The sequence below is a fragment of the Streptomyces sp. NPDC003023 genome (assembly GCF_042888225.1).
In the GTDB taxonomy this organism is placed as follows: Bacteria; Actinomycetota; Actinomycetes; order Streptomycetales; family Streptomycetaceae; genus Streptomyces.
Window position 1 is genome coordinate 1 of record NZ_JBIAPL010000020.1, and the last position, 24,227, is coordinate 24,227.

General features: G+C 71.3%; 7 protein-coding genes. All 7 read right to left on the bottom strand.

From position 1 onward, the window contains the following. A partial coding sequence (locus tag ACFYV1_RS33535; RefSeq protein WP_389399437.1) for an SDR family NAD(P)-dependent oxidoreductase occupies window positions 1–7,598 on the bottom strand: 7,598 nt, incomplete at its 3' end. Between the two features lie 184 nt (window positions 7,599–7,782). Next, complete coding sequence (locus tag ACFYV1_RS33540) at window positions 7,783–9,423, bottom strand: glycoside hydrolase family 1 protein (RefSeq protein WP_389399438.1); 1,641 nt, start codon at window positions 9,421–9,423, stop codon at window positions 7,783–7,785. Window positions 9,424–9,580: 157 nt separating this feature from the next. Continuing rightward, complete coding sequence (locus ACFYV1_RS33545; RefSeq protein WP_389399439.1) at window positions 9,581–10,765, bottom strand: macrolide family glycosyltransferase; 1,185 nt, start codon at window positions 10,763–10,765, stop codon at window positions 9,581–9,583. Between the two features lie 57 nt (window positions 10,766–10,822). Continuing rightward, window positions 10,823–11,359, bottom strand: coding sequence for a DUF3291 domain-containing protein (locus tag ACFYV1_RS33550; RefSeq protein ID WP_389399440.1), 537 nt, complete (start codon window positions 11,357–11,359; stop codon window positions 10,823–10,825). Between the two features lie 64 nt (window positions 11,360–11,423). Continuing rightward, window positions 11,424–12,725 carry a cytochrome P450 gene (locus ACFYV1_RS33555; protein WP_389399441.1) on the bottom strand — a complete coding sequence of 434 codons (1,302 nt, stop codon included), beginning with the start codon at window positions 12,723–12,725 and terminating at the stop codon, window positions 11,424–11,426. Window positions 12,726–12,745: 20 nt separating this feature from the next. Next, entirely contained in the window at window positions 12,746–13,627 is an 882-nt protein-coding gene (locus tag ACFYV1_RS33560) for an alpha/beta fold hydrolase (protein WP_389399442.1), read from the bottom strand. Window positions 13,628–13,678: 51 nt separating this feature from the next. Further along, window positions 13,679–24,227, bottom strand: a 10,549-nt coding sequence (locus tag ACFYV1_RS33565) for an amino acid adenylation domain-containing protein (protein ID WP_389399443.1), incomplete at its 5' end; no start/stop codon positions are given.

The window sequence follows — 24,227 nt, forward strand, 5'->3', positions numbered from 1 at the left end:
CGTTCGAAACGGGTCCGTCGCGCAGCGGAGAACGCCACATCGGCGAGATCCGGCTCCGCGCCGCCACGGGACTCCAGCCAGTCGGCGAGGCGGGCCGCGTTGGCCCGCAGCGCACCCTCGTCACGACCCGACACCACCACCGGAAGTGCGGGCAGCCGACGGTCCCGATCCTCCGCAGGCGCCTCCGCAACCGGCGGGGCCTCCTCCAGCACCACATGCGCATTCGTCCCACTCAGCCCGAACGACGACACACCTGCCCGGCGAACGCGCTCGCCTCGTGGCCAGGCGGTGAGTTCGTCGATGACGTGGACCGGCAGGTCGTTCCAGGCGATGTTCGGGTTGCGGGGGGTGCTGTGCATCGTGGGGGGCAGGGCCTCGTTGCGGAACGAGGCGAGGACCTTGCAGACGCCTGCGATGCCGGCGGCCGATTCCAGGTGGCCGATGACGCTCTTGGCGGTGCCGAGGGCGAGGGGCTTGTCGGGGGTTCGGCCGTCTCCGTACACGGCGGCGAGGGCCTGTACCTCGATGGGGTCGCCGAGGGCTGTGCCGGTGCCGTGGCACTCGACGTAGTCGATGTCGGTCGGGGTCAGGCCGGCCGAGCGGAGGGCGGTGCGGATGACCTTCTGCTGCGACGTGCCGTTGGGCGCCGTGATGCCGCTGCTGGCCCCGTCGTGGTTGATCGCGGTCGCCCGGATGACGCCGAGTATGTCGCGGCCCTGCTCGACGGCGTCGGTGAGCCGCATGACGGCGACGACGCCGACGCCTTCGCCGCGGCCGTACCCGTCGGCTGCCGCGGAGAAGGTCTTGCTGCGGCCGTCGGCGGCCAGTGCGTGCGAGCGGCTGAGTGCGACGAAGGCGCCGGGGTCGGCGAGGACCTGGACGCCGCCGGCGAGGGCGAGGTCGCATTCGTCGTTGCGCAGGGCCTCGCAGGCGAGGTGCAGGGCGACCAGCGAGGAGGAGCAGGCGGTGTCGACGGACAGGGCGGGGCCCTGCAGGCCGAGGTGGTAGGAGAGCCGTCCGGCGTTGAAGCTGGGCAGGCTGCCGGTCAGGGTGTAGGTGTCGGGGCCGGTGCCCTGGCGGTACTTTCCGTATTCGCCGGGTCCTGCGCCGATGAAGACGCCGGTGCGGCTGTCGCGCAGGTCGCGGGGGCGCAGGCCGGCGTTCTCCAGTGAGGTCCAGGCGGCTTCGAGGAGCAGCCGGTGCTGGGGGTCCATCGGTTCGGCTTCGCGTGGGCTGATGCCGAAGAAGGCCGCGTCGAAGGACGCCACGTCGCCGAGGAGGGAGGCGTGGCGGACGTAGGTCTTTCCTTCGGCGTCGGGGTCGGGGTCGTAGAACCGGTCCGTGTCGAATCGGTCTGCGGGGATGGGTGAGAGGGTGTCGCGGCCTTCGGCCAGGACGCTCCAGAAGCTGGTCAGGTCGTCGGCGTCGCCGGGCATGCGCAGGCCGACGCCGACGACGGCCAGTGGTTCGTCGGTGCGGCCGGTCGTGGCGGCGGGGGCGGGTGTGCCCGTGTCGGTGGCGGGGGTGAGCCGGTCGAGGAGCCATCGGGTGACGGCCAGGAGGTTCGGGCAGTCGTAGATCAGTGTTCTGGGGGTGGTGATGCCGGTGCGGTCCTCGATGCGGTGGCTGAAGGCGATGGCCATCATCGAGTCGAAGCCGAGGTCCTTGAAGCCGCGCTCGGGGTCGAGGGCTGCCGGGTCCTGCATGCCGAGCACGGCTGTTGCCTCGGCTGCCAGGAGGTCCTGGACGTGGAGGAGCCGGGCGTCGTCGGTGAGGGCGTGGAGTGTGTCGCGCAGTGTCGCGGTGTCGTCGGTGCCGGTGTGCGGCTGGCTCGCGGTGCGGGCTTGGGTGATCTGGCTCAGGACGGGGCGCAGGGGGCCGCGTGGGCAGAAGGCTGGGACGGCGTGGGTCCAGTCCATGTGCGCGACGACGGTGGTGCGCCCGGCGGCCAGGGCCAGGTCGAGGCCGGTGAGTGCTTTGGCGGCCGGCATGGGGACGAGTCCGTTGCGGCGCAGGAGTGTGCCGGTGGCGCCGTCGGCCATGCCGCCGTCGGACCAGGGGCCCCAGGCGACGCAGACCGCGGGGAGTCCGGCTGCTCTGCGGTGTGCGGCGAGGGCGTCGAGGCCGGCGTTGGCCATGGCGTAGCCGGCCTGTCCGGTGTTGCCGAGGGTTCCGACGACGGACGAGAACAGTACGAACGCGTCCAGTTCGCGGTCCTGGGTGAGGGCGTGGAGGTTCCAGGCTCCGCCGAGTTTGGGTGCCGCGATTGTTTCGACGTCGGTGGTGGTGAGGGTGGTCAGGAGTTTGTCGTCGAGGACGCCTGCGGTGTGGAACACGGCGCGCAGGGGGGCCTGTTCGTCGCGGTCGAGGGTGGCGAGGAGTTCGGCTGTGCGGGCGGGGTCGCTGATGTCGCAGGCGGCGAGGGTGACGCGGGTGCCTGTGGTCTCGAGCTCCGCCTTGAGTTCGGCGGCGCCGGGTGCGTTCGGGCCGCGTCGTGATGCCAGGACGAGGTGTTCGGTGCCGTGTGCGGCCAGGTGGCGTGCGAGGTGGGCGGCGAGGGCGCCGCTGCCTCCGGTGATGAGGGTGGTGCCGCGGCCTGTTGGTGTGGGGGCGGTGGTGTCGGGGGCGGCGGCGCGGCAGAGCCGCCGTGCGAGGCGGCCGGTGGGTCGCAGTGCGACGTGTTCTTCCGCGTCGTCGCCGGTGGCGGTGAGGGTGGCCAGGAGTTGCAGGGCGGTTGGTGTGTCGATCTCTTCGGGGAGGTCGACGAGTCCGCCCCACCGGGTGGGGTGTTCGAGGGCGATCACGTGTCCCAGGCCCCAGGTCTGGGCCTGCCACGGGCGGGGGACCGTGTCGTCGGGGTGTGCGTGTACTGCGCCGCGGGTGAGGATCCACAGGGGTGCCTGCATCCCGTGGTCGCCGAGGGCTTGGGTGAGGGCGAGGGTCTGGGACGTGCCGCAGGGCGGTTCGGTCTCGGCTTGCGGGTCGTGGGCTTCGTCGAGGGGGGTGAAGGCGAGTACGCCGCGCAGGTGGGTGGCGGTTTCTGCGGGGATGCGGGCCAGGTGGGTGGTGAAGTGGTCGCGTTCGCCGGCTGCGGGGACGGTGTGCACCTCGGCGCCGGCCGCCTGGAGTGTCCGGGTCAGTCCGGGGGGCGGGGCGACCAGCAGCCAGGGGCCGCGGACGGTGTCGGGTGCGGGGGCGGGGGCGGGTGCGGGGTGCCAGGTCTCCTCGTAGAGCCAGTCCGCCACTTCGCCGGTGTGGGTGTGGCGGCTGTGCCAGGCGGCGAGGTGGGGCAGCAACGCGGCGACGGTGGTGCGGTCGTCGGCTCCGAGGAGGCGGGAGAGTTCCTCGGTCTCGCCGCGTTCGACGGCTTCCCACAGGGCGTCCTCGGCGTGGGTCCGGGTGCGGGTGGCCGGGGCGGTGTCCGGGGGTGTGTCGAGCCAGAAGCGTTCGCGTTGGAAGGCGTAGGTGGGCAGGTCGGTGTGGGTGGCGCCGGTTCCCTCGAACAGGGGGGTCCAGTCGATGTCCTGGCCGAGTACGTGCAGTTCCGTGAGTGCGGTCAGCACGGCGCGTGGTTCGTCCAGGCCCTTGCGCAGGGCGGGGACGACGGGCAGGTCGGTGTCGGTCAGGCAGTCCTGCGCCATCGCGCTCAGGACCGCGCCCGGACCGATCTCCAGACACGCGCCCACCCCGTGAGCCTCGACAGACCGCATGTCGTCGGCGAAACGGACCGCGTCACGCACATGCCGCACCCAGTAGGCCGCGTCCCGCACACCATCGACCGGCGGCATCGCGATCACCGGCTCGGCATACGTGACCGAACCCGCCACCTCCTCGAACGCCGCCAGCATCGGATCCATCAACCGCGAATGGAACGCATGCGACACCGACAACGACTTCGTCCGGCACCCCAACACCTCCAACCGCCCCGCCAACTCCTCCACCGCATCCCGCGCACCGGACACAACCACCGAACCCGGCCCGTTCACCGCCGCAATATCAACCCCCACACCCAGCAGAGGCCGCACCTCCTCCTCCGAAGCACGCACCGACACCATCGCCCCACCCGACGGCAACCCACCCATCAACCGACCACGCGCCTCCACCAGACGACACGCATCCCCCAACGAGAACACCCCCGCCACACACGCAGCCGCGATCTCCCCCACCGAATGCCCCGCCACAAACCCCGGCCGCACACCGAACGACTCCACCAGACGGAACAACGCCACCTCGAACGCGAACAACCCCGGCTGCGCCCACTCCGTCCGAGAAACCACCCCCTCATCCGAACCGAACACCACACCCTTCACATCCACATCAAAAAAGCCGCACACCTCATCAAACGCCTCCGCGAACACCGGAAACGCCTCATACAACTCCCGCCCCATCCCCGCCCGCTGACTCCCCTGACCAGGGAACAGGAACGCCACACCACCAGCCGTCGAGGCAGCGGCCGAACCGGTCACCACACCCGCGGCCGAACGCCCCTCCCCCACCGCCCGCAACCCCGCAACCGCCTCACCCACCGAACCGGCGACCACACCCGCGCGGCGTTCGAAACGGGTCCGTCGCGCAGCGGAGAACGCCACATCGACGAGACCCGGCCCGTCAGCACTCTCCAACCACTCCGCCAGACGCACCGCGTTGTCGGTCAGGGCGCGGGGGGTGTGTCCGGACAGGGGCAGGACGAGGGGGGGCCGGGGTGTGCTGGGGCGGCGTGTGACAGCGGCCCAGTTCACGTCGTAACCGTCGCACCACAGGCGGCCGGTGAGGTCTTCCAGTGCGGGGAGGGAGGGCTGGTCGCGCAGGCAGGTGGCGAGGGCCTGGCTGTCTGTCGTGCTGTCTGTCGTGCTGTCCGTGGTGCTGTCGGCGAGGGATGCGAGGGTGCGTTCGATGGAGTGCCGGGCGATCGGGTGCGGGCTGATCTCGACGATGCGCAGGGTGCCGTACCGGTCGGCGAGGGCGTGGACGGCCTCGGTCAGGAGCATGGGCTCGGACATGTTGCGTGCCCAGTAGGAGGCGTCGAGGGCGGTGCCTTCGGTGTGGGTGCCGGTGACGGTGGACAGCAGGGGGACGGTGGTGGTGCGTCCGGCTGTGGCGCCCAGGCGGGCGGTCAGTTCGGGTGCGAGGTCGCGCAGGGCGGTGCTGTGCGCGGCGTAGTCGATGTTGACGCGGTGGACGCGGATGCCGTCGGCCGTGAGGCCGCGTTCGGCGTCGGCGACGGCGTCGAGGGGGCCGGACAGGCATACCTGGCCGGGGGCGAGGTGTCCGGCGATGCTCAGCGGTGTGCCGGCGACGACGTCGCGTGCCTGGTCGAGGGTGAGGTCGCAGACGACGAGGGTGCCGTGGCCGCTTGCGTGTTCGGCGATGAGCGCGGACCAGGTGGTGATGATCCTGGCGCCTTCTCGCAGGGTCAGGGCGTCGGAGACGACGGCTGCGGCGACTTCGCCGACGCTCTGTCCCAGGACGGCGTCGGGGTTCTGGCCCCAGGCCTTGAGGGTGCGGGCGAGCGCGATCTGGAGGGCGAAGAGCACGGGTTGGAGGATGTCCGTGCGGTGGAGGGCGGTGCGGTGGGCGGGGGCGCAGAGCTGTTCGGTGACGGACCAGCCGGTGCAGTCCCGTACGGCTTCGTCGCACTCGGCGAGTGCGGTGCGGAACGCGGGTTCGGTGAGCAGGTCGCGTCCCATGCCGAGCCACTGCGAGCCGTGGCCGGAGAAGAACCACACCAGGGCGGGGCGGTCCGCACCGGTGACGGTGGGTGCATCCGGTGTGTCCGGCGTGTTCGGTGTGTCGAGTCGGGCGGCGAGGGCGTCGGCGGCCTGGTGGGGGTGGTCGGCTGCGGCGAAGAGACGGTGGTGGCCGGTGCCGTGCGCGGTGGGGGCGGGGGTGGCGCCGTTGCGGATGTCGTCGATCAGGTCGTGGGCCGCCCGGGTGAGGGCGGTGGTGGTGTCGGCGCCGACGGCGAGCAGAGTGCGGGGCCGGGCGGGGGGTGCTTCCAGGGCGATGTGCGCGTTGGTGCCGCCGAAGCCGAAGCCGCTGACGCCGGCGTAGCGACGGCGGGCGGGTGGCCAGGGCCGGCGGGTGGTGACGACGTCGAGGCGGTTGCCGGTGAAGTCGATGTGCGGGTTGGGCGTGTCGAAGTGGAGGCCGGCGGGGATTTCGCCGTGGTGGAGGGCGAGGGCGGTTTTCATGAGGCCGACGACTCCGGCGGCGGGTTCGAGGTGCCCGAAGTTGGTCTTGGCGGAGCCGATGTGGAGCGTGTCGGTGCGGCCGGGGGCGAACACGGAGCCGAGGGCTTCGGCTTCGATGGGGTCGCCGAGAAGGGTGCCGGTGCCGTGGGCCTCGATGTAGGAGACGTCCTTGGGGGCGATGCCCGCGTCCTGCCAGGCGGTGCGCAGGACGTCGCTCTGGGCCTGGGGGTTGGGGGCGGTGAGGCCGTTGGAGGCGCCGTCGTTGTTGACGGCGGTGCCGCGGATGACGGCGTAGATGCGGTCGCCTGCGGCGAGGGCGTCGGAGAGGCGGCGCAGGACGACGATGCCGCATCCTTCGCCGCGTACGTAGCCGGCTGCGTCGGCGTCGAAGGCGCGGCACTGGCCGTCGGGGTTCAGGCCGCCGAACTTGGTCATGGCGACGGTGGTGTGGGGGTGGAGCATGACGTTGACGCCGCCGGCGAGGGCGGTGTCGGTTTCGCCGCTTCGCAGGCTCTGCACGGCGAGGTGGGTGGCGGTGAGGGAGGAGCTGCAGGCGGTGGCGACGGCCATGGCGGGGCCTTGGAGGCCGAGGGTGTAGGCGATGCGGGCGGGGATGACGGAGTTGTCCCAGCCGGTGGCGGAGTGGGTGGCGATCTGTGCGGGGTCGGCTCCGGTGGCCAGGTGGTACTCCTGCGCCATGGTGCCGAGGAAGACGCCGGTGCGGGTGCCGGTGAGGTCGGCGGGCCGGATGCGTGCGTCCTCGAGTGCGGCCCAGGCGACTTCCAGGGCGATGCGCTGCTGGGGGTCCATCTGGCGGGCTTCGGCGGGTGATATGCGGAAGAAGGCGGCGTCGAAGTCGGCGATGCCGTCGAGGAATCCGCCGCGGCGGGTGGTCGTCCGGCCGGTGGCGTGGGGGGCTTCGTCGTGCCAGTCGTCGATGTTCCACCGGTCGGCGGGTACGTCGCGGATGGCGTCGAGGCCGTCGGTGAGGGCCTGCCACAGGGTGTGGGGGCTGTCGACGCCGCCGGGCAGGCGGCAGCCGAGGCCGACGATCGCGACGGGTTCGTGGTGCGGGCCGCGGCCTGCCGGTGCGCCTGCCGGTGTGCCGGGCGCGGGGGCCGGGGCGGGGCGGGCGGGGTCGCCGGTGAGGTGGGCGGCGAGGGCGGTGACGGTGGGGTACTGCCAGGCGGTCCAGCTGGGCACGGGGTGGCCGAGGTGGTCGGAGAGCCGGCCGGTGAGGGCCATGGTGTGGACGGAGGTCATGCCGAGTTCGTGCAGGGGCCGGTCGGCGGTGACGGACCGGGGGGTGGTGCCGAGCAGGTCGGCGACGGTTTCCTGGATGAACCGTGCGACGTCCTGGGCGGTGGAAGAGGGACCGCTGCCGCCGTTCTCCTTGGCCAAGCTCATGTGTTCACCCTCGTCCTTCTGCGACCGATGTCCGTGCGGGTGGCTCCCCTGTTTCCGCGCCCGGGCGCAACCGCATCCACCCTGGTGGGGGCGGCTCGGGGCGTGCTCGAGCGGCCGTCCAGACGGGCCGAGGGCCGCTCCGACGGTGCGGGGCGGCCCTCGTGCCGGGCGGGTTCAGGTCGGGTCAGCTGCCGGCTCCGGCGGCGGACGGTTCGGGGGTGAGGGGGCCGCTGCCGCCGTAGTGGGCCTTGTCGGCGGGGGTCAGGAAGCGGCGGTCGGCGATGCGGGCGTAGACGGTGGCCGCTTCGGTGGGGGTGCGTTCCATGGTGGTGCGGTCGACGCGGTAGAGGCCGAAGCGCGGGGTGTAGCCGCCGAGCCATTCGAAGTTGTCGAGCAGGCTCCAGTGGTAGTAGCCGCGGATGTCGGTGCCTTCCGCGCGCAGGCGCTGGATCTGTTCGAGGGCGCGTACGAGGTGTTCGGCGCGGCGCTTGCCGGATTCGGTGGCCAGGCCGGACTCGGTGACGACGAGCGGCAGTCCGGGGTAGCGGCTGCTGATCTCCTTGAGGACGGTGTAGAGGCCCTGGGGGTTGGTCTCGTAGCCCATGGTGGGGACGTAGTACGTCTTGTCGAGGAGGGGCAGGCTCGGTTCGGTGAGGCAGACCTCGACGTTGAGTACGGGGTAGAGGATGCCGGCCGGGTCGGAGCCGGGTGCGGAGACGCCGGTGCGGGAGTAGCTCTGCGGGCCGAGCCAGTCGAGTTTGTTCTTCCACTCGGGGTGTGCTTCGTCCATGGTGCCGTCGAGGTCCTGGTCGAAGCGGCCCTGCCACAGCGAGTCGACGACGCTGTAGTCGATGAACTGGCGGTAGCGGTCGCGGGCGGCGATGTCCTTGGGGTCGTTGCTGAGTTTGCCGTCGTGGACCGGGACGTATTCCTGGGCGCCGGTGGTCAGGCCGACGCTTGCGGGGGCGCCGTCGCCGTCGGTGTCGGTGCGGTCGGACCTCTTGATGGCGTCGTACATGGCCACGTGGGCCTGGATGTAGGTGCGCTGGGCGGCGGCGAAGCTTTTCACGTCGCCCTTCAGCAGGCTGGACTTTCCGGGCGGGCCGGCGCCGAAGGAGTGGGAGAGGGTCATGTAGACCATGGGTTCGTTGACGGTGACCCATTCGTCGACGCGGTCGCCGAACGTGGTGGCGAGGAGTGCGGCGAATTCGGCCATTTCCTTGACGACCAGCGGGCCGCCCCGGGGGTGGTCGAGGCCGCACAGGTTGGTGTCGCGGGGCCCGTTCTCGCATGCGTTGTCGGCCGGGTCGTCGACCCATACCGGATTGGCGAAGTGGTGCACGGTGATCATGGGCCGGATGCCTTTTGCGGCAAGGGCGTCGAGTTGTTTCCTGTAGTGGGCGAGAGCGTTTTTGTCGATGACGTCGCGCCGGGGTTCGATGCGTGCCCATTCGATGCCGAACCGGTAGGAGTCGACATTCAGGTCGTCGATGAGCCGGACGTCCTGGAGTGCTTTCGAGTAGCCTTTGACGCCTTCTCCGACGAAGGGGCTCTTGCCCATTCCCTCGGGTGCCGGGCGGGTCCACTTGTACCAGTCGGTGTTGGGGTTCTTGTCCTCGATCTGGGTGGCGGAGCTGGCCACTCCGAAGCGGAATCCGGTCTTGCCTTCCGGGCTCGATATCGGTCCTATGGGAGGGAAGGCGCCGCTTTTCGCGTGCGGGTGCCGCGGTTTCGGCTTCTGCGGCTCTTCGGCGTTCACTTCCATGGCCAGCACCGTCGTCATCGCCAGGGCGACGGCGAGTGCCGGCAGGGCTATTCTCTTCACGTCTTCTCCTTGAATCACTGCACGCCGCTTCGTCGCGTGCCGTCGGTGGGGTGTTTTCGGGAAAAAATTTGCGCGGCAAGAAGCCGGCCGGGCCGTCGGGGGCCGTCCAGGGCCCCGTCCGGTCCGGCCGGCTTGTGCGGTCGCAGGAGGGGCCGGATCAGCGGGCGGTGGCCAGGAACCCTTCGATGGCGTCGGCGGCGACGACCGGTCCGTCGACCTGCCGCATCGTGGTCTGCAGGGCTGTGACGCGGTCCTTGATGCCCTGGTCGGCGTGGACGTCGTCGGCGTGCTTGCGCAGGCTCACGGCGGTGGTGTCGGCGGCGGCCAGGAGCCGGCCCAGGCCCAGTTCCTCCACGCGCAGTCCGTTGGCCCGCTGCTCGTTCATCTGCGGGATGACGACCATGGGCACGCCGTTGTGGAGGGATTCCATGGTGCTGTTCATGCCGCCGTGGGTGATGAACAGGCTGGCGTGGCGCAGCACGTCGAGTTGCGGCACGTGCCGGGAGACGTGGAAGTGGGCGGGCAGGTCGCCCAGTTCGGCCGCATCCACGTGGTCGCCGACGGCCATGACGACCTCGAAGGGGGCGTCGCGGAAGGCTTCGACGGCCATGGTGAAGAATTCGGGCCAGCCGGTGGCGGCGGTGCCCAGGGAGATCAGCAGGACGGGCCGGTCGCCGGTGGGCTGCCAGGTGCCCTGGAAGGCGGACCGGTCGCCGAGGCAGGGGCCGGCGAAGACGAAGCGCTCGTCGAAGGTGTCGCCGTCGTAGTGGAACTCGCGGGGCAGGAAGATGATGCCGAGGTCTTCGATCTTGGTGAGGAACTCCATGGCGGAGGTTCCTTCCAGGCCGATGTCCGGCAGGTGCGCCTCGAGCTGGGTGAGCATGTCCATCACCAGCGGGTCGCTCATCTCGGCGACCGGGAACTTCTCGTGGATGGCGAAGTGCTCGTTGGCCCCGTAGGAGGGGAACAGCCTGACCGCGGGCACGTCGTGCTTGGCGGCGTAGAACCGGGCGCCCCAGGCCATGAAGTCGTAGACGACGAGGTCGGGGCGGTCGTCGGCGTAGAAGTCCTCGACGGATGCGGCGAGGGTCTTGGCCTCGTTGAAGCAGCGCAGGCCTTCGCCCTTGAGGGCTTCGGGGGTGTAGGGGCTGGTGTAGTAGTCGCCGAAGACGGAGGTGTAGGGCACCGGGCGGGCGCCGGACGCCTCGATGGCCGGCGCGAAGTGGTCGGTGGTGGTGCAGGTGACCTTGTGGCCGCGCCGGACCAGTTCCTGGACCACTCCCAGGTTGGGGTTGATGTGTCCGAAGGCGGGGAAGTTGAAGAATGCGATGTGCTTGGTCATGTCACCTGTTTCTGTGCGGGGCGGGGTGGTGGGACGAGCCGCCGGCCGGTCGGATGGTCATCGCACGGGGTAGTCCTCGCGGACTTCGGCGAGTTTCACTTTGCCTTCGGCGAAGGTGGGCAGCCGTGCGGTTTCCGTGGCGACCCAGTGGGTTGACTCCCACGCGTACATCACCTTCTTGGTCTTCCGCATGGCGGCCATGTGCTCCGTCGACGCGACGAACGCGCGCATGGTCTCCTCGTCCTTCCAGATGGAAAGGCCTTTGGCGCTGTTCCAGCAGCGCTCGGAGTAGGCGAAGGTCGCCGCCAGCATCCCGTACTTTTCCCAGCCCTCTTGTATGAGGACCTGAATCATGTCAGCGGTCGTCTCCTCGGCGTCCGGTTTCGGCCATCCGCTGGACGCGGATATGAGATACCGGTCGGGCAGGGGGCCGCGCAGCAATCCGGTGCCGGGGTCGATGGCGGGCCCGGACCAGGGGACCACGATCTGCAGGTCCGTCTCGTCGCAGTCGGCGAATCCCTGGAGGGTCGCCGGCAATTGCAGTGTTCTGCTGCCGCCGGTGCATTTCCTGCCGGTGGCCTCCTGTGTGGACACGTCCGTCCCCTCTTTCTCTTTTTCTGTCCGTGTATTTCGCCGTGGCGGTCTGCCGGGGGCTGGTTCAGGCGGCGGGCCGCTTGCGCCTGACGGAGAGCTCCGCGTATTCGGCGACGACCATGCGCAGGACGTGCAGCCGCCCTTCGCCGGTCAGTTCGAGGCAGGGCAGCAGGGGCAGCAGTGCGTGGAACATGGCGCGCAGTTCGATGCGGGCGAGTGCCATGCCGATGCAGCGGTGTTCGCCGGCTCCGCCGAACGCGACGTGCTTGTTGGGCGAGCGGGTGATGTCGAAGCGGTCCGGCTCGTCGAAGATGTCCTCGTCCCGGTTGGCCGAGGGGTGCACCATGGCGACGGTCTGGCCCTTGCGGATGAGCTGTCCGCGGATCTCGAGGTCCTGTTTGGCGACCCGGGCGAAGACGATGCCGACCGAGGTCCAGCGCAGGATCTCCTCGACGGCGCTGTCGACCAGGGACGGGTCGTCGATCAGCTTCTGCAGCTGGTCCGGGTGCTCGAGCAGGGCCTTGACCCCGCCGACGATGGCGTTGCGGCTGGTGCCGTTGCCGGCGTGCACCAGGTTGGTGAAGTGGTAGGAGATGTCGTGGAACTGGAGCTTCTCGCCGTTGAGGCGGGCGTTCGCGAGCCGGCTCAGGACGTCCTTGCCGTCGCCGCCGCCCTCGGCCATGCGGGTGCGCACCAGCTGGGCCATGTAGTCGTCGAGGTCCATGATCAGGCGCATGAACGCGGCCTGCGGGTCCTCGCCTTCGAGGGACTTGAAGCCGGAGCTGAAGGCGCCGGCGATCTGGTGGTGCAGCTCGAAGAGGTACTCCCAGTCCTTCTCGGGGACGCCCAGCAGGTCGAACAGGGCGGCCAGCGGCAGCTTCGCGGACAGTTCGTGGGCCACGTCGGCGTGGCCGCGTTCGTCGAGGAGCTGGGTGAACTCGGCGACGTGCTGGGCGGCGAGCTCCTTCAGCCGTATCTCCATCTGGGCCAGTCCGCCGGCGGTGAAGGCCGGGTAGATGGCCTTGCGGACCTGGAGGTGGTCCGGCGGGTCCATGAACGGCAGGCCGTAGTGGTAGTCGACGGGGTGGCCGTACTGCTCGGCGCGGCGGACCCGTTCGGTCTCGAATGGCTCGATCTCGTCGGGGGTTTCGATCTGCACGCGCTGGCTGACGGTGAACAGGTGCGGGTTGGCGGCGACCCAGGCGAGGTCCTCGTACTTGGTCAGCGCCCAGAACGGCTCGTAATGGGGGCGCTGGTACCAGTAGACGGGGGCCTCACGGCGCAGTTGCTCCCATTCCTTCCACGGGTATCCGCGTTCGTTGATGAGCGCTTCGCTGGTGATGTCGAGGGAGTCGAGGGTGGGCATCGCGGTTGCCTTCTTTCGTTTCAGCGGGGGGTGTTCGCGGTGAGGAACCCGGTGATCGCCTCGACGGTCGCGTCCCGCCGCTCGGGGGCGTCGAAGCCGTGGTCGAGGAGGGTCGCCCGCGGGGCCTCTGTGGCGATGCGCTTGGACACGCCCTCGGGGTGGCGCAGGTCGCTTCCGGGGAGCAGGAGCAGCGGGGCGGGGAAGCGGGTCATCCACTCCTCGGGGACGGTGAAGTAGGCCGATTCGTCGGGCCAGACGCCGTCGCGGAAGCGGACCAGGCGGGTGACGTAGCTTTCGCGGGTGAAGGTGAGGAACTCCTCGCGGAAGGCGGCGTCGTCGTGGAGCCGCTGTGCGAAGGGCCCGGCGGCGGGGTTGAGAGCGAACCGCGGCTCCTGCAGGGCGGCTTCGGTCACCGCGCGCAGCCCCATCGTGTCGGGGTCGTCGAAGGAGGCGGCGCGTACGTGGCGCATCGCCTCGTCGAACTCGTCGAAGAACGAGCCGAGGGTGTTGGTGGAGTCCCGGCCGACCGGTTCCTGTCCGACGACGGCGGCCACCCGGTCGGGGGCCTGGTGGGTCAGCCGCCAGGCGTGGGCGCATCCGATGCCGGCTGCCACCAGGTGGGCCCGGTCGATGCCGAGTTCGTCGAGGACGGCGAGCTGGTCGCCGGTCGTCTGCTCGTACGAGAAGGGGGTGGTGGGGGCGGGGCTGCGGCCGGCGTGGCGCTGGTCCATCGCGATGACGCGAAAGTGCCGGGCCAGTTCGTGCACGGGGTGGTAGAAGTTCGTGTCCCAGGACTCGATCTGGCTGTTCACCCCGCCCGGTGCGAGGAGCAGGACGGGGAATCCTTCCCCGTGCACCTGGTAGTGGATCCGGGCACCGTCGGGGCGCTGAATCTCAGGCATGGCTTTCCTCCGTGAAGGTGTGACAGGAAGGGCGAGGGGCGGGCGGGCGGGTCATCGGCCCGGGGCGGGGATCGCGGAGAGGAGTTCGGCGGCCATGGCCTCTGCGTTCTCGAGCGGTGCCGCGTGGGTGCCGGGGATGCTGCGCCGGGTGAAGGTTCCGTGGGTCGTCTCGCGCCAGCCGTCCATGGATGGCGCGGGGACCACCGGGTCGTGGGTGCCGGCGACGGCCAATACGGGGATCTTCAGGGGGTCGCGGTGGACGGTGGCGAGCGTTTCGCGGAGGCTCTCGCCGAGTTGGACGTCGACGACGAGGCGTTGGATGTATTCGGTGAGGAGGTCTTCGGAGTCGAGGACCTGCTGGGGCAGCAGTCCTTGGTAGACCTCGGCGAGGTGGGCGGTCGAGGTGCCGTCCCAGGCGGCGGTGGCCTCCCCGATCCGCTGGATGATCTCCGGTGTGTCGGCGAACGGGGTCCGGGCGCAGGCGACGACGAGGGACAGCGGCGGCGCGTCGTCGCGTTCGGCGAGCCGGTGGGCGATTTCCCAGGCGAGCCAGGAGCCCTGGCTGTGGCCGTAGAGGACCAGCGGGAGGGGGTCGTGGCCGGACAGGGCGGTGGTGATGTGTTCGGCGACGGTCGTCATGTCGGTCATGGGCGGCTCGTCGGTGCGGGCCTCGCGGCCCGGCATCTGGACGCCGAGGAGTTCGACGCCGTCGGGGAGGCTGCGGATCAGGGGGAGGTAGCCGCCGGTGGTGCCGCCCATGCCGGGCAGGCACACGATCCGGGCGTGCGGCCGGGCAGCGGGTTTGAGGGTGCGCAGCCAGGGGTTGTCGCCGGTGGCGGGCGGCTGCGGTTCTGCGGCGGGCTCGCCGCGGAGTTCGCCGATCAGGTGGCGGGCGATGCCGTCGCAGGTGGCGTGTTTGATGAGGATGCCGGTGGTCAGGGGCAGGCCGGTGGCGCGGGCGAGGTTGCCGCGGACGGTGACGGCCATCAGGGAGTCGAATCCGAGCTGTTGCAGCGGCTGCCGGTCGGGGATGTCGGCGGCCGCGAGGCCCAGGACGTGGGCCATCTCGGTGCGGACGATCCCGGTCATGTGGTGCAGGCGCGTCTGGGGGCTCATGCGGGCGAGTTCGTCGGCGAGGCGGGCGCCGGCGAGGGTGTCGTCGGGTGTTCGGTGGGCGGCGAGCGCATGACGGACGTCGTCGATGTCCTCGATGAGGGGGCGGGGCCGGGCCGCGCAGTAGGCGGGGGCGAAGCGGGCCCAGTCGATGTCGGCGACGCCGAGGGTGGTCAGGTCGGCGTCGAGGGCGGCGCCGAGGGCGTGCAGGGCGTGGGCGGGTTCCATCGAGTACAGGCCGCGGGCCTGGACGTGTTCCTCTGCCTGGGCGGTGAGCATGCCCTGGCCGGCCCAGCCGCCCCAGTGGACGACGGTGGCGGTCAGGCCGAGGATGCGGCGGTGGCGGGCGAGGGCGTCGAGTCCGGTGTTGGCGGCGGCGTACAGGGCCTGGTGGGCGCCGCCCCACAGGCTGGCGCCGCTGCCGTAGAGGAGGAACGCGTCCAGCGGGCGGTCGGCGAGCAGGTCGTGCAGGTGGTGGGCGCCGTGGAGTTTGGCGGCCAGTTCTCCGCCGATCTGTTCGGGGGTGATCGCCTGGAGGGCGGTGCCGCGGGTGATGCCGGCGAGGTGGGCGACCACGCGCAGGGGTTGTGCCGGGTCGTCGTCGCAGTGGTCGAGGAGCCGGCGCAGCTGGTCGCGGTCGCTGATGTCGCAGTCGGCGGTGGTGACGGTGATGCCGGCGCCGGCGAGTTCGTCGCGCAGTGCGGCGGCCTCGGCCGAGCGGGACGCGGCGCGGGAGGCCAGGACGAGGCGGGTGGTGCCGCGCCGGGTGAGGTGGCGGGCCAGGTGCAGGCCCAGTCCTCCGGTGCCGCCGGTGATCAGTGCGGTGCCGCCGGTGGTCCAGGCGCCGGTGGGCGTCTCGGGGGCGGTGCGCAGCATCCGGCGTACGTAGCGGCCGTCGGGGCGCAGGGCGATCTGGTCCTCGTGGTCCTCGGCCCGCAGGGTGTTCACGAGTTGGAGGGCCCAACCGTCGTGGGGGCTCGCCGGCAGGTCGACGACGCCGCCGGTCAGGGCGGGCTGTTCCAGGGCGGTCACCCGTGCCAGTCCGGCCACCAGGGCTTGCAGGGGGTGGGGCAGGGGTTCGGCGCCGTCGACGCTGACCGCGCCCTGGGTGAGCATCCACAGCGGCAGGTGGAGGCCGGTGTCGATGAGGGCCTGGACGAGAGTGAGGGTGGTGCGGAATCCGTGCGGGACGCCGGCGGTGTCGAGGGTGGTGTCGAGGCCGCCGAGGGTGACGATGCCGGCGAGGCCGGGGGCAAGGGTGGTCAGGGCGGCGGCCACTTCGGTGCGGTCCTGGCCGGCGTCGAGGCGGTGCACGGTGGCACCGGCCAGGCGCAGTTCGCGGGCGAGTTCGTCGGCGAGGCGGGCCTGGTCGGGGCCGGCGGCCAGGGCCCAGCCGCCTTCCAGGGCGGCGGGGGTGGAGGTGGCGGGCGGGGACTGCGGCTGCCACACGTCGTCGTAGAGCCAGGGGGCGATCGTGGCGTGGGTGTGCTGCTTGTCCTGCCAGGCGGCCAGCAGCGGCAGGAGTTCGTCGATCCCGGCGCGCAGGGGTGCGGGGGCCTCCAGCAGGTCCGCGATCCGTCCGCTCTCGCCGGCGCGGACGGCTGCCCAGAAGGCGTCGGCGGGTGCGGCGGTGGATGTGGTGGTGGTCTTGGCGGGGGTGTCGATCCAGTAGCGGCGGCGCTGGAAGGCGTAGGTGGGCAGTGCGGCCACGGGTGCTTCGCCGAGGACGTGTCGCCAGTCGACCCGGACGCCGTGGACGTGGAGCAGTCCGGCGGTGCGCAGGAACTGGGTGAGGTCGCCGTGGTCGCGTTGGAGGGTGGCTGCGACGACGGCCTGGTCGTGGCCGGCGTGCAGGGTGCCGTCGGTGAGCGGCATGAGCAGGACGGGGTGGGGGCTGACTTCGACGAACACGTCCAGCCCGTCGGTGAGCAGCGCCTGCTGCGCCGCATCGAGACGCACCGGCTCGCGCAGATTGCGGCACCAGTAGGCCGCGTCCAGCTCCGTGCCGTCCAACTGTCCGCCGGTCACCGTCGAGTAGAACGGCACCTGTCCCGGGCGCGGCTGGAGCGGGGCGAGTCGTGCCTCGAGGTCGGGCAGCAGGCCGTCCATGTGATGACTGTGGGAGGCGACCGGCGCCTCCAGCCACCCGCACGACACATCCGCGTCGTCCCACATCTGAAGCAGCGCGCCGATCGCCTGAGCGTCACCGGAGACAGCGGTCGACGACGGCGTGTTCACCGCCGCGACCGACACCGCCTCCCCATACGGGGCGATCGCCTCCCGCACCCGCTCCAGCGGCAGTTCCACCACCGCCATCCGGCCCACACCCGCCACCCCTTGCAGGGCGGCGCTGCGCACACCGATCACCCGCGCACCGTCCTCGACGGACAGCGCACCGGCCACCACCGCGGCCGCCACCTCACCCTGCGAATGACCCACCACCGCGGACGGCTCCACACCCAGCGACCGCCACACCGCAGCCAAACCCACATACACCGCGAACATCACCGGCTGCAGCACATCCAGCCGCGACCATGCCTCGGGCGAACCCTCCCGCAACAACTCCTCCACCGAACAGCGCAGATACGGAGCCAGTGCCCGATCGCACTCACGCACCGTCTCCGCGAACACCGGCGACTGCTCCAGCAGCGCCCGCCCCATCCCCGCCCACTCACTGCCCTGACCGGGGAACACAAACACGACCTTGCCCCGCTCCCCCGCCGTGCCCTGGATCAGGGCGCGGTGGGAGCGGTGTCCGGCGAGGGCGGTGAGTGCTTCGGCCGCTTCGGTGGGGGTGCCGGCCATGACGACGGCCCGTTCGGTGAAGTGGGCCCGGCGCAGGGCTGCGGTGGCGGCGATGTCCCGCAGCGGCGTGTCGGGGTGGGTCTCGAGCCAGTCGGCCCAGCGTCCGGCCTGCTCGCGCAGTGCCGTGTCGTTGCGTGCGGAGAGGACGAGGGGCAGGGGGTCGGGTTGTCCGCCGTGGGTGCGGGGCGTCTCGGGCCGGTCGCGTGGCGGGGCTTGTTCGAGGACGACGTGGGCGTTGGTGCCGCCGATGCCGAAGGAGGACACGCCGGCGCGGCGCGGGGTGTCCTGCTGCCAGGGCCGTAGTTCGGTGTTGACGTGGAAGAGGTCGGGGTCGAGACCCATCTCGGGGTTGGGGCGTTCGAAGTTGAGGCTGGGTACGAGTTCACTGTGGTGCAGGCACAGGGCGGCCTTGATGAGGCCGGCGAGTCCCGCGGTGACGTCGGTGTGGCCGATGTTGGTCTTCACGGAGCCGAGGGCGCACGGCTCGTCGCGGTCGTCTGCGGCGAACACCTGTTGCAGTGCCTGTACTTCGATGGGGTCGCCGAGCGCGGTCGCGGTGCCGTGGGCCTCGATGAGCCCGATCCCGGCGGGGGTGACGCCGGCCGCGGCCTGGGCGGCGGCGATGACCTGGGCCTGGCCCTCGACGCTCGGCGCGGTGAAGCCGACCTTGTCGGCGCCGTCGTTGTTGACGGCGCTGCCGCGGATCACGGCGTAGACGGTGTCGCCGGCGGCCAGGGCGTCGGACAGGCGGCGCAGGACCACCACTCCGACGCCGCTGCCGAAGACGGTGCCGCCGCCCTTCTCGTCGAAGGCGCGGCACTTGCCGTCCGCGGAGAGCACCAGGCCCTGCTGGTACATGTAGCCCTGTTTGAGGGGGACGGTCAGTGACGAGGCGCCGACGAGGGCGACGTCGGACTCGCCGCGCAGCAGGCTTTCGCGGGCCAGGTGGGTGGCGACCAGGCCGGTCGAGCAGGCGGTCTGCACCGACAGGGCGGGGCCGCGGAGGTTGAGCTTGTGGGCGACGCGGGTGGCGAAGTAGTCGTTCTTGGTGCCGATCATGGTGCGGAAGAACGACGACATGTCGTTGACTTCCTCGCCGCCGTAGCCGCCGAAGCCCGATCCGCCGAAGACTCCGATGCTGCCGTCGTAGGTCTGCGGGACCAGGCCCGCGTGCTCCAGGGCTTCCCAGGCGCACTCGAGGAAGAGGCGGTGCTGCGGGTCCATCGTCTCGGCCTCGGCGGGCGAGTAGTCGAAGAACGGGGCGTCGAAGAGGTCGGCGTTCTCCACGTGGCCCTTGGCCCGCACGTAGTTCGGGTCGCGCAGCAGTGTGTCGGGGACTCCGGCGGCCCGCAGTTCCGTCTCGGAGAACCGGGTGATCGACTCGGTGCCGTTCCTGAGGTTGTGCCAGTAGGTGGTGATGTCCGGTGCGCCGGGCAGCCGGCAGGACATTCCGACGATGGCGATCGCGTCGTCGTCGGTGCGGCGCCGCGGTGCGGGCCGCCGCCCGTGGGCCGTCCGGGCGGGTTCGTGGTCGCCGCGCAGGAAGGCGGCGAGCTGCCGGACGGTGGGGTAGCGGAAGACCGCGGACAGGGGGAACTCGCGGCCGAGTCCTTCGCAGATCGTCTTGTGGGCGTGCAGGGCGTTCATCGAGTTGCCGCCCAGCTCGAAGAAGCCGCGGTCGGTTTCGATCTGCGGACGGTCCAGCGCCTGGGCCCAGGCGCGGCGCACCAGTTGCTCGACGCTGTCGCCCGCGGCGGCAGGTGCGGCGGGTGCGGTGGTGCCGGAGGGGGCCGGTGCCGTGCTGTCGGCCCGCGGTGCGGGCATCCGGATCAGCGCGCCGCGGTCGACCTTCTTGTTGGGGGTGTGCGGCAGTTCGTCCAGGCGTATCAGCCGGGAGGGCACCATGTAGGCGGGGAGCCGTTCGGCGATGCAGGCGCGTATGAGGTCCTCGTCCGTGGGCCGGCCCGTCCAGTACAGGAACAGGCGGGGGTCGTTCTCGGTGTCCTGGCGTACGACGGCGGCGCATTCGACGACGCAGTCGTGTTCGCCCGCGACGGCCTCGATCTCGCCGAGTTCGATGCGGTGTCCGTACAGCTTGATCTGGGAGTCGATGCGGCCGCAGTACTCCAGGCTGCCGTCCTCGCGGTAGCGCACCAGATCGCCGGTGCGGTACATGCGGGCGCCGGGGCAGAACGGGTCCGGCAGATAGCGTTCGGCGGTCAGTTCCGGCCTGCCGAGGTATCCGCGGGTCACGGCCCGCCCGCCGATCCACAGTTCGCCGCGGCTGCCGCGGGGCATCCGTGCGCCGTGGCTGTCGAGGACGTACAGGCCGGTGCCCAGGACGGCGTCGCCGAGGGAGACCTCGCCCGGTTCGACGTTCCAGGTGGTGGACCAGACGGTGCATTCGGAGGGGCCGTAGATGTTGGTCACCGAGCCGCGTACGGTGCGCAGCAGTTTCTTCGCGAGCGTCCGGTCCAGCGCCTCACCGCCGACGATCATGCGGTCCAGGCCGCCGAGGAGGGCCCGGCCGTCGGCGTCGGCCAGCAGCATCCTGGCCAGCGACGGGGTGCATTGCAGGTGGGTGGGGGCGAAGGTGCGGTAGCCGGGCCATTCGCCGACGCTGCCCTGGGCGATGACCACGCGGTAGCCGCGGGTGAGGGTCCAGATCAGTTCGACGGTGGAGATGTCGAACGAGGGGCTGGTGACGGCCAGCCAGGTGTCTTCGGGGCCGCCGCCGATCCGGTCGTCGACGCTGCGGCAGAAGTTGACGAACTGTCCGTGCTCGATCAGGACGCCCTTGGGGGTGCCGGTGGAGCCGGAGGTGTAGATGACGTATCCCAGGTCGCCGAGCGCGGGGCGGGCGGCCGGCGAGGGCCATGGGGCGTCCAGGGGGGCGTCGGGGATGTCGCCGATGAGCAGTACGCGGGCCGTGGTGTCCACGGGCCGGTCGGAGACGAGCACCTCCAGTCCGCTGTCCTGGATGACGTAGTCGACCCGTGCCTGCGGGTAGTTGGGGTCGACCGGCAGATAGGCGCCGCCCGCCATCCAGATGGCCAGCACCGAGACGACCAGGTCCGCGGAGCGGGGCAGGTGCACTCCGACGGGGACCTCGGCCGTCACGCCGGCCTCGGTGAGCTGTTCGGCCAGTGTCCCGGCCCGCGCGACCATCTGACGGTAGGTCGTCTCCCGGCCGTCGCAGACCAGGGCGATCGCGTCCGGTGTGCGGCGCGCCTGGGCCAGCACCAGGTCCAGAGCCGTCGTCGCGTCGTCGTCCGCCGTGGCCGTGGGGCGGCCGCCGCGCTTCTGAAGCCAGGCCAGCTCGGCCGCCTCCAGCAGATCCAGCTCGCTCAGGCGGCGCCGCGGCTGCGCGGCCAGCGACTCGAGCAGGGTGCGGAAGTTGCGCACCATCCGCTCGGCGGACGGCCGGTCCAAGGTGTGGGAGAGGTACTCCAGCTCGCCCCACAGCCCGTCGCCGCTGGGCGCGAGGTTCATGCCGAGGGCGAACTTGGAAGCGCCGCGGACGTTGCCCGCGCCCTTGCCGCTGGTCGGCAGGAGCCAGGCGTCCTCGCCGCTGCCCAGGGCGGGGAAGTCGGCGCCCAGGTAGTTGAACACGGCGCGGATCAGCGGGTTGTCGTCACCGGTGCGGGGCGTGCCGGCGGCCTTCATCACCTCGGTGAGCGGCACGCTCTGGTGCTCGATCAGCCCCAGGATCCGCGGCTGCAGCGCGGCCAGCAGATCCGTGAAAATCGGATCGCCGCTCAGATCGCAGCGCAGGGGCAGCGTGTTGGTGAAGAAGCCCAGCACGTCCGAGGTGCCCGGCAGCTGCCGGTTGGCCCAGACGGTGCCCAGGGTGAAATCGTCCTGGTCGGCGTAGCGGGCCAGCATCACGGCGAACGCGCCGGCGAAGACGGTGTACGGGGTGACGGACGCCTCAAGGGCGAGGGCCTCCAGCTGCTCGCGCAGCTCCGCGGGCACGGTGAAGTAGACCGCGTCGCCGCCTTCGGCGCCTTCCGCCGCGTCCTGCGGGCCGGGCGGCAGCTCCAGGGCCTGCGAGCCTTCCAGTTCGGCGGTGAAGAACCGCAGCGCCTCCTCGAACCGGCCCTCGGCCAGGCTGCGCTGCTCCCAGCGGGCGTAGTCGCCGACGTGATACGCGGGCTCGGCCGCCTGCGGCTCGCTGTGGGCCGTGAACGCCTGGTAGGCGTCGTACAGTTCACGCAGGAAGACCGTCAGGGACCAGCCGTCGGTGACCGAGTGGTGGAAGGTCAGGCACAGGATCTGGCCGTCGGCCTCGGTGTCGAGCAGGCGGCAGCGCAGCAGGGACGGCCCGGCGAGGTCGAAGGGCTGCAGCTCCTCCTGCCGGATCGTCTCGTCCACCGCGTCCTGTCCGAGGCCGGACAGGTCCTCGTACGTGAACGGGACAGTGACGTCGGTGTGGACGGTCTGGACGAGACGGCCCTCGAGGGAGCCCAGTCCGGTGCGCAGCGCCTCGTGCCGCCCGGCCGTCCATGCCAGGGCCCGGGTGAACGCGTCGCGGTCCAGCGGACGGGCGGGCCGTATCCGCAGGGCCACGTTGTAGCGGGCGGTGCCCGGGTTCATCTGCTCCAGGAACCACAGGCGGCTCTGGCCCTCGGTCGCCGGGTGCACGTCCCGCTGTTCGGCTCGCTCCAGCGGCAGCGGCGCCGCGCCGCTGGTGGTGGTGGTGTCGGGGTTGTCGGTTCCGGGTGCGGTGCCGAAGACGTGGGCGAGGAGGTACTCGGCCAGGGCGCCGGGGGTGGGGTGGGCGAACGCGAGGTCCGCGGGCAGGGTGGCGCGCACCTGTGCGGACAGGCGGCGGCGCAGTTCGACGGCCATCAGCGAGTCGAGGCCGAGGTCCTTGAGGGGCTGGTCGTCGCCGAGTTCCTGCGGGTCCGTGATGCCGAGGACGACCGCGACGTCGCGGCGCACCATCTCGGTGACCGCGGCGCGGCGCTCGGCCTGCGGCAGGGCGTCGAACCGCTCGCGCAGGCCGGAACCGGTGCCGGGGGCACGGCGTGTGCCGCGCGGGCGGGCGGGGACCAGGGCACGGAAGACGGGCGGGAGTTGCTCGCCGTCGTCCAGGGCGCGGCGCAGCGATGCGGTTTCGAGCTTGATCGGGACGAGGTGGGCGTGCGGCTGGAGCAGAGCCGCGTCCAGTGCGGCGAGCGCCTGCTGCTGGGTCAGAGCCCCGAAACCCTGACGCCGCATCCGGGCCACGTCCGCCTGCCCCAACGCCGCGGTCAACCCGATCCCGGCCTGCTGCCACAAACCCCACGACAGGCTGGTGGCGGCAAGCCCCTGGCTGCGGCGGTGGGTGGCGAGCGTGTCCAGGGCCGTGTTCGCGGCGGCGTAGGTGCTCTGGCCGGGGCTGCCGAGGACGCCGGAGGCGGAGGAGTAGAGGACGAACGCGGCGAGGTCGCAGTCCAGTTCACGGCTCAGGTGGTGCAGGTGGAGTGCGCTCTCGGTCTTGGGGGCGAGGACACCGGTGAGACGGTCGGGGTTCTGGTCGGCGAGGAGTCCGTCGTCGAGGACGGCGGCGAGGTGGAACACGCCGGTCCACGGGTGGGCCGGGTCCGTGCTGGTGAGCAGGTTGCGGACCTGGGCACGGTCGGCCACATCACACGCGACGGCCTCGACCCGGTCGGCACCCGCTGCGGTCAACTCCCCCACCAGGTCGGACACACCGGGAGCGTCGGCACCGCGGCGGGACGTCAGGACCAGACGCCGCACGCCGTGCTCGTGGACCAGGTGGCGGGCCAGGGCCTGGCCCAACTCTCCCGTTCCGCCGGTGATGAGTACCGTCCCGGCAGGATCGAGGGCACGGGCCTGTGTGTCGGCGTCAGCGGATGCCCGGACCAGGCGGGCGGCCAGCACCTGGCCGTCGCGCACGATCAGTTCGGGCTCGTCCGCGATGTGCAGGGCCGCTGTCAGGTCATCGGTGTCGGTGTCGATCAGGCGGATCATCCGCTCGGGGTGTTCACTGCGTGCCGAACGCACCAGACCCCACAGCGATGCCTGCGCCACACTGGTGGCGTCCTCGCCGACCGCACCACAGGTCACCAGCACGATCTCGGCTGTGTCGCCGGACAGGGCTTGCTGCAGTTCGGTCAGGCCACGTCCGGCGACCTCCGTCACCGAACCCGACCAGCCGCGTGCGTCGATCACCAGCCGGTCTGCGTCACGTGCCGGCGAACCGGCCGTGACCGGCCGGAACTCCAGCCGATACAGGTGGTCCACGGACACCGAAGCGGCGGCGCGGATCTGCTCCGACGTGGCCTGCCGCACCTGGAGGCCCTCGATCCGGGCGACGGGGCTGCCGTTCTCGTCGGCCACCCAGATCCGGGCGGCGGTGCGCTTCTTGTCGAGCTCGGCCCGGACGTGGAGCAGGCTGCCCGCGCCGGCGAGTAGGTCGACCCCGGTCCATTGGAACGGCAGGGCGATGTCGTCTCCGGTGCCGTTGCCGTCCGGTACGGCGAACAGGGTGTGCAGGGCGGTGTCGAGGAGTGCGGGGTGGATTCCGTAACCGTCGGTGGAGACATCTTCGGGAAGATGAACCAGACCGTAGGCGGTGTCGCCGTCACGCCACAGTTCACTCAGGCCCCGGAACGCGGGCCCGTATTCGATGCCGATGGTGTCCAGACGCTCGTAGAAGCCGTCCAGGCCCACC